The 18,650-nt window shown below is 43.5% G+C and carries 12 protein-coding genes; 6 read left to right on the top strand and 6 right to left on the bottom strand.

Annotation, left to right across the window (positions count from 1 at the left end):
* Positions 1-15: 15 nt before the first annotated feature.
* Positions 16-534 carry a pantetheine-phosphate adenylyltransferase gene (coaD, locus tag C8D84_RS06715; protein WP_045453657.1) on the bottom strand — a complete coding sequence of 173 codons (519 nt, stop codon included), beginning with the start codon at positions 532-534 and terminating at the stop codon, positions 16-18.
* 358 nt (positions 535-892) lie between these two features.
* Between coaD and smpB the strand changes: the two genes are divergently transcribed.
* Positions 893-1,369, top strand: a complete 477-nt coding sequence (gene smpB, locus C8D84_RS06710; protein ID WP_045453654.1) for an SsrA-binding protein SmpB — start codon at positions 893-895, stop codon at positions 1,367-1,369.
* A gap of 131 nt (positions 1,370-1,500) precedes the next feature.
* Here the strand turns inward: smpB and rarD are convergent, their stop codons facing one another.
* On the bottom strand, positions 1,501-2,496 hold the full coding sequence (gene rarD, locus C8D84_RS06705; RefSeq protein ID WP_109590970.1) for an EamA family transporter RarD: 996 nt from the start codon (positions 2,494-2,496) through the stop codon (positions 1,501-1,503).
* Between the two features lie 290 nt (positions 2,497-2,786).
* On the opposite strand from rarD, the gene C8D84_RS06700 reads away from it, so the two are divergent.
* The 5 genes from C8D84_RS06700 to C8D84_RS06680 all read left to right on the top strand — a co-directional run bounded on the left by C8D84_RS06700 (position 2,787) and on the right by C8D84_RS06680 (position 8,410).
* Entirely contained in the window at positions 2,787-3,254 is a 468-nt protein-coding gene (locus C8D84_RS06700) for an Lrp/AsnC family transcriptional regulator (protein WP_045453648.1), read from the top strand.
* A gap of 142 nt (positions 3,255-3,396) precedes the next feature.
* Entirely contained in the window at positions 3,397-4,155 is a 759-nt protein-coding gene (locus C8D84_RS06695) for a YidX family protein (protein ID WP_109590968.1), read from the top strand.
* Positions 4,156-4,372: 217 nt separating this feature from the next.
* On the top strand, positions 4,373-6,847 hold the full coding sequence (locus tag C8D84_RS06690) for a YgiQ family radical SAM protein (RefSeq protein WP_109590966.1): 2,475 nt from the start codon (positions 4,373-4,375) through the stop codon (positions 6,845-6,847).
* 334 nt (positions 6,848-7,181) lie between these two features.
* Complete coding sequence (locus C8D84_RS06685) at positions 7,182-7,595, top strand: hypothetical protein (protein WP_045443583.1); 414 nt, start codon at positions 7,182-7,184, stop codon at positions 7,593-7,595.
* A gap of 251 nt (positions 7,596-7,846) precedes the next feature.
* A complete protein-coding gene (locus C8D84_RS06680; protein ID WP_228244505.1) occupies positions 7,847-8,410 on the top strand; it encodes a hypothetical protein in 564 nt (187 codons plus the stop codon).
* 110 nt (positions 8,411-8,520) lie between these two features.
* Here C8D84_RS06680 and C8D84_RS06675 read toward each other — a convergent pair whose 3' ends face one another.
* From C8D84_RS06675 to C8D84_RS06660, 4 genes are all read right to left on the bottom strand, one after another.
* Entirely contained in the window at positions 8,521-10,998 is a 2,478-nt protein-coding gene (locus tag C8D84_RS06675; RefSeq protein ID WP_109590964.1) for a tetratricopeptide repeat protein, read from the bottom strand.
* A gap of 3 nt (positions 10,999-11,001) precedes the next feature.
* Positions 11,002-13,077, bottom strand: a complete 2,076-nt coding sequence (gene ligA / locus C8D84_RS06670; RefSeq protein ID WP_109590962.1) for an NAD-dependent DNA ligase LigA — start codon at positions 13,075-13,077, stop codon at positions 11,002-11,004.
* Positions 13,078-13,346: 269 nt separating this feature from the next.
* Complete coding sequence (locus tag C8D84_RS06665; protein ID WP_109590960.1) at positions 13,347-14,363, bottom strand: cell division protein ZipA; 1,017 nt, start codon at positions 14,361-14,363, stop codon at positions 13,347-13,349.
* A gap of 202 nt (positions 14,364-14,565) precedes the next feature.
* Positions 14,566-18,528, bottom strand: a complete 3,963-nt coding sequence (locus C8D84_RS06660) for an AAA family ATPase (protein ID WP_109590958.1) — start codon at positions 18,526-18,528, stop codon at positions 14,566-14,568.
* Positions 18,529-18,650 lie beyond the last annotated feature (122 nt).

The raw sequence follows: 18,650 nt of genomic DNA, 5'->3' as shown, positions 1-18,650 counted from the left end.
TCAGCAGGTATTTTGCTATCTAAGATTGAGTTTTTCAGCAAAAGCTTGTGACACACATGGTGGGACAAATTTAGTCACATCACCACCGAGTTTGGCGATTTCTCGAATCATCGTCGAGGAGATGAATGAGTAATTCTGCGATGGCGTCAAAAACACCGCTTCAAAGTTTTCATCAAGCTCACGGTTCATATTGGCCAGCTGAAATTCATATTCGAAATCTGACATCGCCCGCAGACCTCGTAAGACAGCAGTGGCATTTTTTTCACGCATAAAGTCAACGAGCAAACCTTCAAAACCCACGACCGATACTTGTGGTAAGTCAGCAAATACCGTCTCGACTAAGGCGACGCGCTCCTCAAAGTTAAATAAAGGCTTTTTATGATGTCCTGAGGCAACCGCAATAACAACCTCATCAAACAGTTTGGTGGCGCGTGTGACCAAGTCCACATGACCATTGGTAATAGGATCAAAGGTACCAGGATATAAAATTCTAGTGTGCAGCTTTGAGGAGTTAGCAGAAGTAGAGTGGCTCATAGCGTGGCTAATAGGGTCAGTAATAGTAGGCTATATGCTAGCAAATTTTGCTCAAACTTAATACTTATCGTCGATGCATTTGTAAATAGTTACCGCCTTAAACTCACTTAATGTACTCAGTCTTCTGTTTGCGCCCGATTGCTGTGTGACCACCTTAAATGACTTCGACTATATTGGCTACATTTGTCCTAATAGCCGACTTACATTTTTGTTAGAGGCTTTGCTACAATAGGCGGTTCGACTCATCCGTTTTATAAACCAAATAAAAGACAATGCCATTTATTGAGTTAGGATGAGGAATCAGTAGGACTAGTCAGATAAGGACTTTGTATTTGTAGGCAGTCCTTATGGAGAAATTATGTCAAAAAAATCAAAAAAACCAGAGAATCAAATTTGTGCCAATAAAAAAGCTCGACACGAGTATTTTATTGAAGAAACGTTTGAAGCAGGATTGTCGTTACAAGGTTGGGAAGTAAAAGCCATTCGTGCGGGCAAAATGACCATTACGGAAGCCTATATTATCTTTCGTAATAATGAGGCATTTATATTTGGTGCCCATATTCAGCCGCTGCTATCCAGCTCAACGCATGTCAGTCCTGATAGTATCCGTACCCGTAAGCTGCTGCTCAATCGCCGCGAAATAGAAAAGTTAATGGGTGCAGTCAACCAAAAAGGCTATGCCTGCGTGCCATTATCCTGCTATTGGAAAAACTCGTTGGTGAAATGTCAAATTGGCTTGGCACTGGGTAAAAAACAGCATGACAAACGTAAAACGCTTAAAGACCGTGATTGGGAACGTGATAAGCAGCGTGGTTTTAAGAAGGATTTAGATTAAAGCCATCTTTCAACAGATTGGTGTTAATCTTAAAAAAATGGACGATTCAACTTTATGCTGAATCGTCCGTTTTTATTTGTTCAATCAAGGTTACTTATTAATTTTCAAATAGCTGGCGCAATCTTTGTCGTTTACGATTGTTTATGAGCGCTACGTAATTTGCGCACCCCATGAGCCACTAAAAATGCGATGCCTACCCAAATCAAGCCATAGCTATAGATCATCGCCGATTCAAACGGGTTGCCTAATACGGTGATTGCCAATATGAATAATAAAGCAGGCTCCAAATAGCTCATCATGCCATAGACGTTGACTGGTAGCATCTGACTGGCATCGACATTGGTTTTCATGGCAAGCACGCTCATGACACCAAGTCCCGCCAGCATCAGGATAAAAAAGCCAGAACCGCTCACTAAGCTTAAACTGCTCGGCGCAAACAGCAATAAGTAAGCCAAAGCAAATGGTGCGAATATCGTCAAATCAACCAATAACCCAGTCACCGCGCCAATCCCTTGTATGCGGCGTAAAATATAATATAGCGGGTACGTGCCGCAGACCCAAAGCGTTGCCCAAGAGACACTTTGCGTACGAATGATTTCACTGCACACACCCACTGCTGCAAAAGCCACCGCTAGCCATTGCAGGCGGCTTAGTTTTTCGCCAAACAAGACGCAACCAAACACTACCATCATGAGTGGGAATAAAAAATAACCCATCGCGGTTTGTACGCCCTGCCCATTGACTGGTGCCCACATAAACAACCAAAACTGGCTTAAGAATATAGGTGTCGGTAATAATAACCACGCCCATTGTTTAACTGTGCCTAGCGCTTTGAGCTTATCAATATGCGAACTCAAGCGCCCACTGATCAGCAAATAGCCTATCAATGCCGCCCACATTGCTAGCATACGCCAGATAAACACTTGCGTACCTGACAATGGTGCTAAAAAGCTGCTATAAGCATAAAGTACGCCAAATAATAAATTCGACAACACCGCTAACGCTACGCCCAATATTAATGTGCGTTGCTGTGCGCTACCCGCCGTCCAAATCACTGGCAATGGCAAGCGCGAGACAGTCGTTGCTAGCGTATTTGCAAAGACAGTAGAAAGCATTGAAGTAGACATAAAAGCACCGTAAGTTTAAATAGATATTAGAAAACCAGCTGTGAGCTTTTACTTGTTAGGGTTAAGCTTTGGTTGCTAGGCTTTAATTGCTAATTTTTGGTTGTTAGACCTTGATTAATAGCACCTATTTTACTGAGTGTCGGTGAGATATTATTGCTATAAAAACCTATTTATGAATAAATCTATCTTATTAATCACTTAAAAATAAATATTTTCTTAAATTTTGACTTATAGTGATAATAATTATAAAAAATCCAGTGAATAAAATGCTTTCTAAAAGAGAGAACACCATGAGCCAAGTTTTAGATGATATCGATAAAGCGATTTTAAATTTATTACAGGACGATGCGACCTTGCCATTAAAAACCGTGGCAGAACAAGTGCATGTGTCTATCGCTACTGCCCAGCGCCGTATTCAAGCATTAATCAGCAATGGCGTCATTACCAAGCAAGTCGCTATCGTTGACCCAAATAAGGTTGGCTACGGGCTTACGGCAGTGGTGATGATAGAGATGGCGCGCTCAAACACTTCGATGCAACATCGGTTTGAGCGCTTGATGAATACACAACCACAAGTGATGAGCTGTTATGAGGTGTCCGGTGATGCGGATTTTATGTTGATGGTCAATGCCAAAAATATGAGTGATTACCATCGCTTCACGACTGGTTTGCTCACCTATGAGAATAATGTGCGCAACTTTAAAAGCCAATTTGTGATGAACTTTACTAAAAGTGGGACAAAGATTTTGCTCGATTAATTTGATTATGAAAACTGCTTGGCTGTTTAATTAAAAGTAGATAAGTCGCGGTCAAACAAGGTACGATATCAACGAAAGTTTGGCAGTAAATAATAGATGCCGCACCAGTAGTCCATCGCCTAGTAGACAAGGAAGCCTTACCATGATTAAAAACACCCGTACCATTAGAAAAGAAGAAAGTAATAATCCAGTACTAAAAGCATTAAGCTTTAAGACAGTGATAGTCGGTACATCACTTGCGGCATTGCTAGCCAGCTCTGGCTGTGCAACCAGTTCATTATTAGACAGTGACAATCGAGTCAGCACAACGACAACTAAAAGTGTGTTGTCAGAAGATCAAATTGTGGCCTTTGGTCGCCCTGCACAGGCATTACCAAAAATGCCCAACGCGACCATGGTGATCGTCGGTGAAAAAAACAGCTATGTGCTGACCCAAGGTGGGACAGAGATGGTGAATTTACTGACCAATTTGACACCAAAAAATATCCAAGTTGATAATGAGATGAATTTTTATGTGCCCAATAATGATGGCTACTTTCAGGGAGAGATGAAGCTGTCTTATGCCAAACTAAAAGATGAATTTAAACGTTCTGACTATCAGTTTTTTTTGCAAAACAACGGCAAAGAATGTACCTCAGCCAGTGACCAGCGTATCAATGCTCAGCGTTTTTGCTTTAGCGTTCCTGTCAAAGGCGCTATCTATCCACAAGTCAGTAATTTAAGCATAATTCAGTCGAATTATCGTGCCTTGAGCAAACCTTATACGGTCAGTTTTTATACACAAAGTCAGCAAAATCAAGTGTCTCGTAGTGGTGCAAATACGGCTCAGAAGCTGGTTTTATTGCCCTTTGCCTTAGCTTTTGACGTAGTTACTTTCCCATTTCAGTTATTAGAGCAATAAATCCTTACTATAAACGATGATTTGAAATAAAGATTCGCTTAGTTTCTACAAGCCTTTTTATTCATAGATTACTTAAACTATCAATAACTTATCGCTAATCGTTTATGACATCATGAAGACAATTCATGTTAAAATGAGCACTTTTAAATGAGCCGTTAATATTTTTAATGAATAACGGCTTTTTTTAGTGCCATTTTTCTAATTAACAGGTCCGCTCATGTCTGCCGATACCATCGCCCGCACCGCCTTTAAACAAGGCACCAAACCACTTTACGACTACGACAAACATTGGGCAAGCTGCTACGAGCCAGCGCCTTATTTGCCTATGAGCCGCAAAGAGATGGACGATTTGGGCTGGGATGCCTGTGATGTCATCATCATTTCAGGCGATGCGTATGTCGATCATCCAAGTTTTGGTATGGCGATTATCGGTCGTCTACTAGAGTCACAAGGCTTTCGTGTGGGTATCATTGCTCAGCCCGATTGGAAGAGCAAAGACGCCTTTATGGAATTGGGCAAACCTGTCTATGCTTACGGCGTGACCGCAGGCAACATGGACAGCATGATCAACCGCTATACCGCCGATCGCAAGATTCGTAGCGATGATGCGTACTCGCCGGGCAACGTGGCAAATAAACGCCCTGACCGCGCCGCTATCGTCTATAGCCAGCGTTGCCGCGAAGCTTATCCTGATGTGCCAATTATCTTAGGCGGTATCGAAGGTAGCTTACGCCGTATCGCTCATTATGATTACTGGTCGGATAAAGTGCGCCGTAGTATCTTGATGGATGCCCGTGCCGATGTTTTATTGTACGGTAATGCTGAGCGCGCCATCGTCGATGTGGTACATGGTCTGTCTAAAGGCTATAGCTTTGAGCAGATGAGCAAATTGCGCGGTACCTCATATCTATTGACGCCAACGCGCCGCCATTGGCAAGACGATATGACTGAAGTTGCTAGTAACGATGTCGATACCGTTGGCCGTGTTGACCCAATTATTAACCCGTATGTGATGACCGAAGACGTGGATCAATGCTCAATCGAGCAAGACAAGCCTAGCGACTCACCAGTTGGGCAAGCGCTCTCAGGAATGGCTTCACAGTATCCGGGCTTTGTGTCTGAACCAGTTGCCAATAAAATTCTAAATGCTGAGCAAGTTGACGAAGAAACGCAAGTGGTGCAAATGCGTGGTTTCAGTAAGGTAAAAACAGACAAGCCAATGACGGCGCGTAAGCATAAAATAAAAATGCCACCACGTGAAAAGACGGTCATTCGCCTGCCTGATTATGAGCACGTCAAATCTGACCCTGTGCTCTATGCTCATGCCAGCCGTATCTTACATCTTGAGACCAATCCGGGTAATGCCCGTGCCCTCGTGCAACGTCATAGTAGCGGCGCTGGTAACTCACACACCTCTATCGATGTCTGGCTCAATCCGCCGCCAATTCCATTATCTACGGAAGAGATGGATTACGTATTTGATTTGCCATATGCCCGTCTGCCACATCCGAGCTATGGCGATGCACGCATTCCTGCTTATGACATGATTAAGTTTTCAGTCAATATCATGCGTGGCTGCTTTGGTGGTTGTACTTTTTGCTCGATCACTGAGCACGAAGGCCGCATTATCCAAAACCGCTCGGAAGAATCTATCCTACGAGAAGTCGAAGCCATTCGTGATACCGCACCTAACTACACTGGCGTTATCTCTGACCTTGGCGGGCCAACGGCCAATATGTATCGTCTGAGCTGTAAAGACGAGACCATTGAAAAGAATTGCCGTAAGCCATCTTGTGTCTATCCTGACGTCTGCGAAAACTTGATTACCGATCACAGTAATTTGACTAAGTTGTATCGCAAAGCCCGTGATATCAAGGGCGTGAAAAAGATTCTTATCGCTTCTGGCTTACGCTATGACTTGGCGGTAAAAGACCCTGAGTATGTCAAAGAATTGGTCAGCCATCATGTCGGTGGTTATCTAAAAATTGCGCCTGAACATTCAGAAGAAAACGTCTTATCGAAAATGATGAAGCCGGGCATGGGCAGCTATGATAAATTCAAAGCCATGTTTGAGCAGTACAGCCAAGAAGCAGGTAAAGAGCAATATCTGATTCCTTACTTTATCGCCGCGCATCCGGGCACGAAAGATGAGGATATGATGAACCTTGCGCTGTGGCTAAAAAGCCACGGCTACCGCGCTGACCAAGTGCAAGCGTTTTATCCTAGCCCGATGGCGACAGCGACCACCATGTATCACACGCACAAAGATCCACTGCATAAGATCAGCCGTGATGAAGGTGACATGGATATCGTCAAATCTGGTAAGCAGCGCAAATTGCATAAAGCGTTCTTGCGCTATCACGATCCAAAAAACTGGGTATTATTGCGTAAAGCTCTGCAAGATATGGGTCGTGGTGATTTGATTGGTAAAAACCGTGGTTGCTTAATCCCGCCATTCAACGCCAGTTTAGAAGGGCGCGATGCGGCACAAGACAGCTATCAATCGGCGCGTAAAAAGAACAGCCGCCTAGGTAATGACTCGGTGAAGCGTAATAATAATTCGTCAACCAATGGCGCATCCGCTAAAGGCGCTGCGAGTCAAAATACGGTCAGCAAAAATACCAAAAAGCGCGTGAGCAAAGGCAATTTCCAAACCCAGCATACTGGTCTGCCACCGCGTAAAACCAAGTAGTTAAAGTCCTGTATCTCAGTGCTAAATACAGATACTTAAATGAGTGACGAACACTTATTTAAGCCCATAAAAAAGCGTCTATCGGTCAAAAGATCGATAGGCGCTTTTTCCTTTGAAGCGGCTTATTTTTAATAAATACGTAATCAAAGCTTAAATACCGACCAAAACGCGCCAAATGATGCGTTACATTAGTCAGTGATTAAGTAACTTAATGAACACGTAACAAACAATTTCTAACATTCTTCAAGCGCTGTTTTCGTTACCATATGCGCTATATGCTTAACGCATTATTAAAAATAAATACATTATGATTTTTATACCTTTGGAGAATGCCATGAACACCCTAACCAAATTTGCTGTTGCTCTACCTACCCTTGCCCTATTAAGTGCTTGTGCGACCACGGCTCCTACTACGCCAAATGCATCGAACACGCCTGCATCAGAAAGCGTCACCGATGCCGCTTATGATCGTATGGCACCAGCACCTTATACCTGTACTGACGACAGCACCATCATGGCTAAACAATCTATTAATAAAAAACAAGTGATGCTCAATGCAACCTTGCCTAAAGTAAAATGGGCTGAGCAACCAATCATCTTAAATGGTGATGTACAAGGTGATACCGCAAGCTACGTTAATGAGTCAAACCCAGAAGCTGTCTATGCATGGCACATGAAAGGCGACAAAGGTATTTTTGCCATCAAATGGGCAAACGGTAAAGAATATCAAGTAAACTGCCAAATCTAGTTGGCTAGCTATAAACAGTCTGCCAGTTGTAAAAAACTAGCTACTTATAAAAAACAGTCATCATAGGATGGCTGTTTTTTTTGCGTGTTGATTGAACAATATTGCATTGAATATCTGTATCAAAACTGACATCAAAACTGACATTAAAACCCTAGATTTAGGTAAAGCGTTGGTTAGAATGAACGGTTTGCTGCTTTTGTCTAGAGAAGCATCAAGAAACCTGTCAAAATAGCGCTGATAGGACATTGTTTATGATTAATAATACTGAGGATACGTCGATGGCTAAGCGCCTAATGAATATGATGATCATCGCTACTGCCAGCATGTGGGCACTGGCAGGCTGCGACAACAATGCTGAAACTGCCGCTCAAGCTTCTGAGCCAGTGGTGGCGACCGCAGACTCATCAACGACAGCCACTAAGACTATTGATTGGTCAGTCATGGCGAGCGGTGAGAAGCCCGCTGACCCTGCCAATTATCAATATCCGTTTGCGCTCGATAGCCAAAATGTGCGCGACTACGCAGAGTATTTCAAAGTGGATAATGCCACCGCTCAGCATAATCTAACGATAAGCATGGCGAGTAATGAGGCACTATCTAAAGCGTTGGATCAGCTGAGTGAAAGCTATGTCTCGCATGAGCTAACCGATGGCAATGAGATGAAACTCATTATTCATACTACGCCTGATGTCGCTGCCAGTCGCTATGATTATGTGCTGTCTGATGACTTTGCGAAAGGGCTGGTGTTACCTATTGTGATTGTGCCTGATGGTAAAAAGAGTGATGTGAAGGCGCATAGTGAGGTGGTGGAGTAGAAAATTGATATATATTATGGATGATGACCTATACAGGAATAAATGATCATAGGCCATGAGTCAGCATCCATATTATTTATGATTTTTCGTAAGAAAATAACTGGCAACAACTATCTAAATACATTTTCTGATTTCTCAACGGGTACATCAACGTCTTTTAGAAGATGCTCAAAGTACCTCTTATGATGAAGCGCAGCAGGTGCTATATAGATTTTATCGAGATGATCTTTAACACTAGGTTCATACTCAACATATAGAAAACTACCATACTCCATTGTCACTTCAGGCCTATCAATCGAAGTGATATAAATCATCCTACACTCTTGCTCCTCACGAAATGCTGAATGTTTTATCAAATACTTCAAAGGTAAAAGGATTTCATCTAATAAGGTGTTCAACTCTTTCTGCTTCAAGCTCCCAAGAATAAACCTTACACTGTTAATTTCCGTCTCTACTTCTTCATAAGTAACCTTAAGATCTTCATAAGCAATTTTGAATTCATCAGTAATGATCTTTATATAATCTTGATAAATACCCCACTCATATTCAGCTTGAGACTGCTCTGTACCGTTTTTTATTATTCTTTTCTCGCCAAATTCACGAAAAAACGTTAAACGATTTCGTTGTGCTAAATGAAAATACTCTGATGTTGGGTCTAAATAAACACACCTCATCACTGAGTATTTAACTATCTTATTATCTTCAGATGCTTGCACCTTTGTGTTATCTAGTTTCGTATCATTTATAGTTGAAATATTTTTAATAATTTTTGAAGTGTTCTCAACTGATAAATGAGATAGTCCTCCTACGAAGTTCTGAGACTGGAAAAATTCTTTTTTAAACACCAAGCTCATTCCAGAAGCTTCTTTGTTATCTTGCTTACCATAAAGTCTAAACTGATTAAGACTGTCATGGTTGAAAGTGAAACAGCTTATAAAAGCGTGGAATTCTTCATTGAAATCTAATGCAGTAAAATTATTATCTTTTATACCTTTCAGCTTTCTAATAAGTAATTGACCTTCACTAGGGTCATTAACATTATTAATTGTATTCAGTCTGAACAAGCTCGGAGCTATCTCCTTCTGCTCATTACCCAATAGCAAGTTGCAAGTATATGTCGAAGTATAATGAGCAAGCTTTCTTTCAAAAGGCTTTTCTTCATCAGCGTGACTATCAAAGTCTAAAGTTAAAATATTAACTATGTTTAATACTGTGTCTAATAAATTTAATGAAATTAGACCAAAATTATTCGTCTCTGGAGTTGTTAATAACTCACATATTTTTCTGTAGCAATATGACTCATAAGGATAGGTTGATTCAGAATTAGTAAAAGCTTGTTCAGCATCTTTGTATTTTTTTGATATATGATCACGAATTAATAATAGTCCAGTCTGATATTGAGAAAATGCATATACTTGTGGATTATCTAAATAATTTATATTACTCCACCTCTTGATAGCTTCGTCTATATTCCCATTTCTCTCAAAATCAGATCCAATCAGCCATTGTGCTAAGGAATAAGCTGCAGAACTATCTTGATGTTTAATTCTACGCAATGCTTCTAGTGAACTTGTGTGATTTCCTACTTCATCTAATAAAGAATTAATAACGAGTTCTGCATGAGCATAGGTTTCTGGATCATCAGATTGCTCTATACTACATAGGGCTTTGAGCGCATCTCCATAATTATTTCTCTCTTTTAGTATTTTAGCAATTACATATTGAGCTTTTGCATATGCATTAGAATTATCTGCACGATTGATACTTTCCAATATTGCTAAGGCAAATTCTTTGTCACCATTATTGTATGAAGTAATGCCTATGTTAAATTGCGCTTTGGCATGCACTTCTGGATCATCTAAAGGTATAATTTTTTCCCATATTTCTATTGCTTTATTATTGTCTCCCAATTCTTGTAATATAGCACCTATATTAAATTGTGCGTGAGCAAATGCTATTGGATCACCTTCTCGTTTGACATTGTAGAATGCCTGCAATGCACCTTGATTATCTTGATTTCTCTTTAAGACGTTACCAATATTAATTTGTGCACTAGCATATAATGCTGGGTTATCAGAATGCTTTATTTTTTCCCAAGCTATTACAGCATTTTCATTATCTTGTTGCTCAATCAATGCAAGTCCAATATTAAGCTTTGCCTTAGCATACAGCTCCAGATGATCCGTATGTTTTATATTATTCCAAGCTTGTATAGCTTCTCTATCATCACCATTTTCTTTTAATGCAAGTCCAATATAAAACTGCGCGTGTGCATAAACTTCCTGATCATCTAAGCGAGTTACATTACGCCATGACTTTAAAGCATTTTCAATATTTCCACATTCTCTAAAAGCTATTCCAATATTAATTTGTAACTTAGCATACAAGTTTGATTTATCTGAACGCTCAACCTTAGACCAAGCTTCTATAGCTTTTTCAGGTTTCTTCTTTTTTATCAAGAATTCTCCAATAGTAGCTTGAGCCTCTGCAAAAGCTTCATCCCCATCTTTCTCTCGCGTCACTTTCTGCAACTCTTCAATCTCTTTCCGAGTTTCTTCGTCCAGACCTTCCATGTCATCAGTATTCATACTCTACTCTCCAACCAACGCCAAAAACTCGTCTTCACCCACCACTTTAACGCCCAGCTTCTCCGCTTTTGCCATTTTCGATCCAGCTTTATCACCTGCCAACAGTGCCGTGGTTTTTGCTGAGATACTACCTGAGACTTTTGCACCCAATGCTTGTAGTTTGGCCTTGGCTTCATCACGCGCCATGCTATCGAGCGCACCGGTGATCACCCATGTTTGACCATCGAGTGGCAATCCTTCTGACGCGACTTGCTCAACCTTATCCCAATGCACGCCAGCTTCTCGCAATGCCGTGATGACTTCGATATTATGCGGTGCGCGGAAAAATTTATAAGCAAGCTCAGCAGTGATCGAACCGACGTCAGGCGTTTGCAGTAGCTTATCGATATCAGCAGCCATCAAGCTATCGAGGTCGCCAAATTGCTGCGCCAAATTCTGCGCCGTGGTCTCACCGACGCCGCGAATACCAAGCGCATAGATAAAGCGTGCGAGCGTCGTCTGTTTACTGGTTTCAATGGCGCTGAGGATATTTTGTACTGATTTCTCCCCTAGTTTTTCAAGCGTAATCAGCTCGTCTTGATGCTTGTGCAACTGATAGATATCGGCAACGGTCTTGACCAAACCGTGCTCAAAAAAGCTAATCAACCAACTTGCGCCTAAGCCATCGATATCCATCGCCCGACGCGAGACAAAATGAATAAGCGCTTCTTGCTGCTGCGCGGGACAGAATAAACCACCAGTACAACGTGCCAACGCTTCACCTTCAGGCAATACCACAGGGGAGTCGCATACAGGGCAAGTCGATGGCAATTTAACAGGTTCTGAATCTTCTGGACGCTGATCTGTCCAAACGCGGGTGACTTTAGGGATGACATCGCCGGCACGGTGGACGCTAACCATATCGCCTGCGCGCACATCCAAGCGCTGAATTTCACCAAAGTTATGCAAGGTGACATTGCTGACGGTAACGCCGCCGACTTTGACTGGCTCTAACTTACCAACTGGGGTGATTTGTCCGGTGCGTCCAACTTGCCATTCGATATCGTTTAGACGCGTCATCACCGTTTCGGCAGGGAATTTATAAGCGGTTGCCCAGCGCGGCTCACGCGATAAAAAACCAAGCTGTTGCTGCAATGCCAAGTTATTAACCTTGATGACCATGCCATCGATTTCAAACGGCAGTTTAGTACGTGTTTCAATCATCGACTCATAATAGGCTTGTGCTTCGCGTGGGTTTTTTACCACTCTCACCGCGCTGACGCTAAAACCAATGTCACCAAGCCAAGCCAATGCCGCTGATTGGGTATCGATAGTCTCAGGTAGACCTTGATTGACTGAATAACAATAAAAGGCGAGCGGACGGCTTGCAGCAATAGCGGGGTCAAGCTGACGTAAGCTACCAGCGGCGGCATTACGTGGATTGGCAAAGGTTTTATCGCCTTTTTCTTCCGCTAGGCGATTCAGACGCTCAAAGCCTGCTTTTGGCATCAGCACTTCACCACGCACTTCTAACAACGGAATATCGCTTGCAGCAGTAAGCCAAAGTGGCAGATTGCGAATGGTTTTGGCATTTTGGGTGATATCCTCGCCCGTTTGCCCATCACCGCGCGTCACCGCTTGGGTAAATTGTCCATAAGCATATTTGAGTGACACCGCCAAGCCATCAAGCTTTAGCTCCATCTCATACTCAGGATTTTTCTGCGCGTCATTGAGGCGATCATTGACGCGGCGCATAAAGGTATGCAGCTCGTCATAATCAAAGACGTTGCCCAGTGACAACATCGGAATATCATGGGTAACTTGGGTAAAGGCTGACAGTGGCATATCGCCAACCTGATTGATTGGGCTATCCGGCTGTACCAAATCTGGGTGTTGTTCTTCAAGCTCAAGCAATGAGCGACGCAGTTGATCGTATTCGCTGTCTTCTAAAATCGGATTATCGAGCACATAATAGGCATAATTATGCGTCTTTAAATTATCAATAAGCGTGCGCATTTGGGTAACGATAGCAACATCATTGCTTGCAGATTGTGCAGTATTGATGTCTTTAGAAGTAAGCGGTGCGATAGGATCAGTCATAGTCGGCGTCTTTTTTTTGCGATTCAAGATGCCGATATGATAACAAGTTTGCAGGATATGCGGATATGATTTTGTAGAAAACTAATTCTGTAGAAAATCGATTCTGTAGAAAACCAAGTTTATAGAAAATCAGGCGAATGAAACGCTCATCAACCAAAAACTAAAAAAGGCAAATAACGTCAAGCGCTATTTGCCTTTTATACTGCTATTAATATCGTCAGTTTGTATTAACTAGCCTGTATTAATTAGCCTGTATGGATTGATGAAAACTAACCTTCATAATCACGAACTTGGTTACGCAATTGCTGCTTGTATTCAGGGGTGATTGGTTCGTTCTCTTCATCAAGCATAACGGCGTCCAAATCACTTGCCATCATATAGGCGATGCTCATCATACTATCGAAACTACGCAGCGCTTGTGGATGCGGCAAGGATAAGAAAACCACCACGCCATTGTAAGTATTGGTCGCCACGCTATGCGGGTCAAAAGGTGCGATACCACTATCAGTAATGCCCATCATACTAAACCACAGCATGCCGGTGCCGTCTTTTTGCTCATAACGATGGAACATATTCATCGCGCCATAGCGTAGACCGTATTTATCAATTAACGCCAATAAATCACGACCACGGATAATCGCGGCTGGGCGGTCACGGTATTGATGCGGCAAGATAGTAATATTAATGTTGTCTTTGGCATTAATTAACGGACCGTTTTGCGCTTCATCAACCGGCTCTGAGAGATGCTGATCGAGTATCGGACTATTATTATCAAAGCTTGGCTCGTCTGCGGTATCAATCACTGGCATCAGGCTGTCGGTTGCAGAAACCAAGCTTGAAAACGCATCTGGCTCTTGCTCGATATTCATTTGCTCAGCAGTAAACGCAAACTCGCTATCATCGGCATGCTGCTGCTCATTTTGCCAGCGCGCATAGTCGGCGTCATCTACCACATCGTTATTAGCGTCATTTATCTCACCACGACCAGCCGTTAGCTGTGCATCGACATGGGTATGCGTCTGGGTCAAAGGTTCTTCTTCAACGACTGCATCCAAATAACTGCGATCAGGACCGATACTGGTCTCGCCCGCGACCGTATCGTCTAAGTCTGGCTGATCAACGATATTGCGCTCGTGGCGCGGTATGATGGGGATACCGTTTTTATCATAATTGACCGCGGCAGCCTCAGCAGTTTTGCGACGCTTAAAGCTGCGAATGACCATAAATAGCCCTGCAAGCACGATAAATGCGGCAATGGCGATTAATATAAACTGGATAGCGGTCATGAGAAATACATCCTAATATATGACAAAAGGGAAGATATAAGAGTGAATAAATGGCAATAGTCTAGCATGGCTGATTAATATCGTCACCATATAGTCATCGTTTATCATTAGCCCGAAATATTTGCGTGACTTTAGATTCTAGCCCTAACTATACCACTAGCAATGGCTGCCAGTTATCAATTATTTTATTACTGGGCTGCTCTTAATCAGAAAGGTAACGCGCGGCTTCATCGAGCGAGACGCTGACCAAGGTAGAAATACCTGCGCTTGGCATGGTAACACCTTTTAGCTCATCGGCAATCTGCATCGTCAGCTTATTATGGCTGATAAAAATAAACTGCAAGTCGTCTGCTAACTCATGAATGAGGCTAGTAAAGCGAGCAACGTTGGCATCATCAAGCGGCGCATCGACTTCATCAAGCACACAAAACGGTGCTGGATGCTGCTTAAATATCGCAAAAATTAAACTTAGCGCGGTCAAGGTTTTTTCACCACCTGATAGTACAGCAAGGCGACTATTACGCTTGCCCTTTGGCTGCGCCATTAAAGTCAGCCCTGCCCGCCACTGCTCTGACTTTGGCGCATTAGCAGGCATATCGTCAGTATTGAGCGTTAAGCTTGCTTGCCCGCCACCAAAGACTTTGGCAAATAAATTGGCAAGCTCGGTATTGACCGCCTCAAGCGTCTGCATAAATAACGTTTTGGTAGTCTCATCAATCGAGGCAATCGCCTCCGTTAACGTCTCCATACTAGCAGCAATGTCTGCTGTCTGCTGCGCGAGTGGCTCTAAGCGCTCATTAACTTCTGCCAATTCTGCTACTGCAGCGAGATTGACCGCGCCAATTTTACTGAGCTGCTGCTCAAGCTTTGCGCGCTCAGAATTTAATTCTGCGATTTTATCTGGACGTACGCGGCGATCATGGGCAATAAAATCCGCCAATAAGTTTGAGACGCTCATCACTTGTTGCTGATGCTGGGGCTGGGGCTGCTGCGCTGTATCCGATTGCACTTTATAGTTATGACTGACTTTATAGTAAGCATCTAGCGCTTCTTGCGTATGAGCACTGGCATCGTCTAAACGCGCCGCACTTAAGGCCAGCTCAGTGGCGAGGCGGGCAAGCTCACTTTGCTGCGTTTGCAAGGCGTTTTGCAGTGTATCTAATTCAGTCTGCTGCTGACTATATTCCCCTTTAAGCGCCGTTAATGCTGTCTCGCGTGTCGTTAATACTACTTGCTGCTCATCACGTGCTTTCTGTGCTGTTTGCAATGCTGCTTGTAGTGCGGGCAGTTTACTTTGCTGCTGCTCATGACGCGCTTTTAGACTTTGCTCGCTTTGTAGCGATTTATCATGTTGCGCAGTTGCCCGTGCAAGACTACTCACACTATGTTCTAGACGCATCTCACTTTGTTGAATACGAAGTTGCAATGCTTGCCAAGCGTCATCATCCTTTTGACGCGCACGATTTAGCTCACTACGCTCGGATTGTAATTGCTGACTTAATGCACGAGCGTCGTCTATTTGCGGCGTCAGCGCTGCTATCTCGCTTTGGATCTGCTGCTGCTCATGATGAAGCGTTTTTTGCTCTTGCTCTAATTCTTGTTGCTCTTGCTCAAGGGCAACTTTATCAGCATTTAGACGCTGGCTGTCCGCTTGTAGACGTTCAACGTTGGCGCGCTCGGTGGTAAGCTGCTGCTGGTATTGATGCTTATCGCGGGTTAATTGTTCAGCTTGCGCGCGCGTTTCTTCTAAGCTGACCGTTAACGCATCGTAGTTACGCTGGTTATTAGCGATGGTCTTTTTCTGCTCTTGTATTTTGGTTTCAAACTCATCAAGCAAATCTTCTAACGCTTGTAAACGGCTGCGCTGCTGTAAACGCTGGCTTAAGAATTGGCTATTGCTATCGTTTTGACCATTTTGCGCACCAATAAATTTACTGAGATTAATCGTACCCTGACGACTGATAAGCCAACCGTCCGAGGTTAGTAAAATGGCTGACGACGGTAATATTTTTACGATGTCAGCGAGCGATGCAAGCATCCGCTGATGAGTCGTTTCAGATGGAACAACATATAAATAACATTGCTGCCAAAGCGCTAAGTTAGGGGCAGTAATCAGCTGTGATAAAGGCAGTATTTTATCAATTAAAGTATCTGGTAATTCGCTAATAAATAAATGGTCTTTAATCTCGCTTTGCTTAGCAGATAGACACAGGCTATGACCATTTTCTATCGGTGACTTCTCTTCTGTATTAGCATCCTCGTTTTGCGCAGTCTGATAAATAAATAAAGCTGTTAAGTCATGCTCAAGGACTTGCCATAAGCTGTGCGGTTTCTCAGAATCATCGCTCACGTTATCAACATTTGGTTGATAAGTGCGATTAGAAACCAGCACATGGCTATCTAGCCACAATGCCAATACGCTATCAAGTAGCTCTGCATGCTGCTGCCCTTTCGCGCTTAACTCAATCTGGTCACGCAAGATGGTAATGGTCAATTGGCTATAGTCGCTAGCTATTTCATTTTCTAAATCACTTTTAATATCAGCAGTTTTTGCATGAACAAGCGGTTGCGATTTTGGTGTCGGCTTAGGATGCAATATCTGATGCAGGGTATCGTACTCACCTGCCAATACGGCGTGGCGCTTCTCATTCTCGCTCAACTCGCGCTGCTGCGTATGCAATTGCTGCTGTAAATCCTGCGCTTGCGGTTGTAGCTCAGACAGTCGCTCATCCACGCTGTCTTGTTGGCGTTCAATCTGATGCAATTGTTTGTTTAGCTCGGCAACTTGCGCCACTAACGTCTGCTGCAAATTATTCGTATCAGAATTATCTTGCAAACCAGCACTTGCAACTGGTGATAGCGACTGTTGGAGTTGCTGCCATAAATGCTGCCAATTTTGCTGACGACGTTGCCATTTTTCATTATTTTGCTGATAACGTTTTTGTGCTTGGCTATTAATTGCTTGCTGCTGTTCTAGCGATCGAGCTTCATCCTGCAAGCGTGATAGCTGATTTTGCGCGTCATGGTAGGCGCGTTGCAGCGGTTGCTCATTACGCTTATGCATGTCACGTCTACCCGTCAACTCAGTGAGCTGTGGACGTAACGTTTCTAATATATCCTGCTGCTCGGCTTGCTCAGCTTTTAATCGATCAATCTCACTTACTGCTTGCGCGCGCTGCTGGTCCAAGCTCGCGAGTTGCTGCTCAATCACAGTCAATTGCGACTTGGCATCGCTCAGCTCGTGCTCGGCTTGTTGATAGCCTAGCTGCTGCTGATAATGAGCGCTTTGAGCATCGTCCTTGAGCCATTGCTCTTGGTTAATGTGCGTGGCGAGCTTATCTTGTTGGGCTTTTAGCGTTTCATAGTCGGCTTGCAACGTGGCGACTTCGGCAGTGCTACGCTCATGGGCTATTTTTTGCTGCTGCTGCGTATGCTTGGCTTGGTACAGCTGCTGAATGGCGAGCTGCTGCTCGATATCAGCTAGTGTCAATGCCAACTCTTCATAACGCTCAGCACTGGCGGCTTGTTTAGACAGACGTTTTTGTTGGCTGACCAGCTCGCTTTGCATATCATGCAGGCGTGCTAAATTATCTTTCGTTTTCTCGAGCTTCTTTTGGGTTTCTTCACGGCGAGCTTGATAGCGCGACACCCCTGCCGCCTCTTCGATAAATTCACGCAGCTGCATCGGGCTAGACTCAACGATACGCCCAATCATGCCTTGCTCAATCACCGCATAGCTACGTGCGCCAAGTCCCGTTCCCAAAAACACATCGACCACATCACGGCGACGACAACGCGTGCCATTGATAAAGTAATCTGAGCGACCTTCCTTATTTACCTGACGACGAACGGACAGCTCTTGATACAGATTAAACTCATGGCGAATGCCATTTTGTTCATCTTGCGTATGCTCGAAGGTTAGCTCGACACTAGCGACACTTTTGGCGGATTTATCTTGCGTACCAGCGAAGATAACGTCACTCATCGCGCCGCCACGTAACTGCTTGGCAGATGTCTCGCCCAGCACCCAACGAATGGCATCAATGACGTTAGATTTGCCACAGCCGTTCGGCCCGACAATGGCGGTAATACCATGACGAAAGGTAAAAGTCGTTGGATTGGCAAAGGATTTAAAGCCTGCCAGCTTTAGAGATTTTAGGCGCATGAAGGATCAGTAAATATGGCGAAAACAGGCGGCTATTCTACCTGAAATTGTGACGGATTTTTAGGGTTTGTGACAGATGCTATAATAGGGCTGAAAATAATAATCATTCGTCTAACTATCAA

The sequence above is a fragment of the Psychrobacter immobilis genome (genome assembly GCF_003148585.1).
Taxonomy (GTDB): domain Bacteria; phylum Pseudomonadota; class Gammaproteobacteria; order Pseudomonadales; family Moraxellaceae; genus Psychrobacter; species Psychrobacter immobilis.
This window is presented reverse-complemented; position numbering and strand designations above follow the sequence as displayed.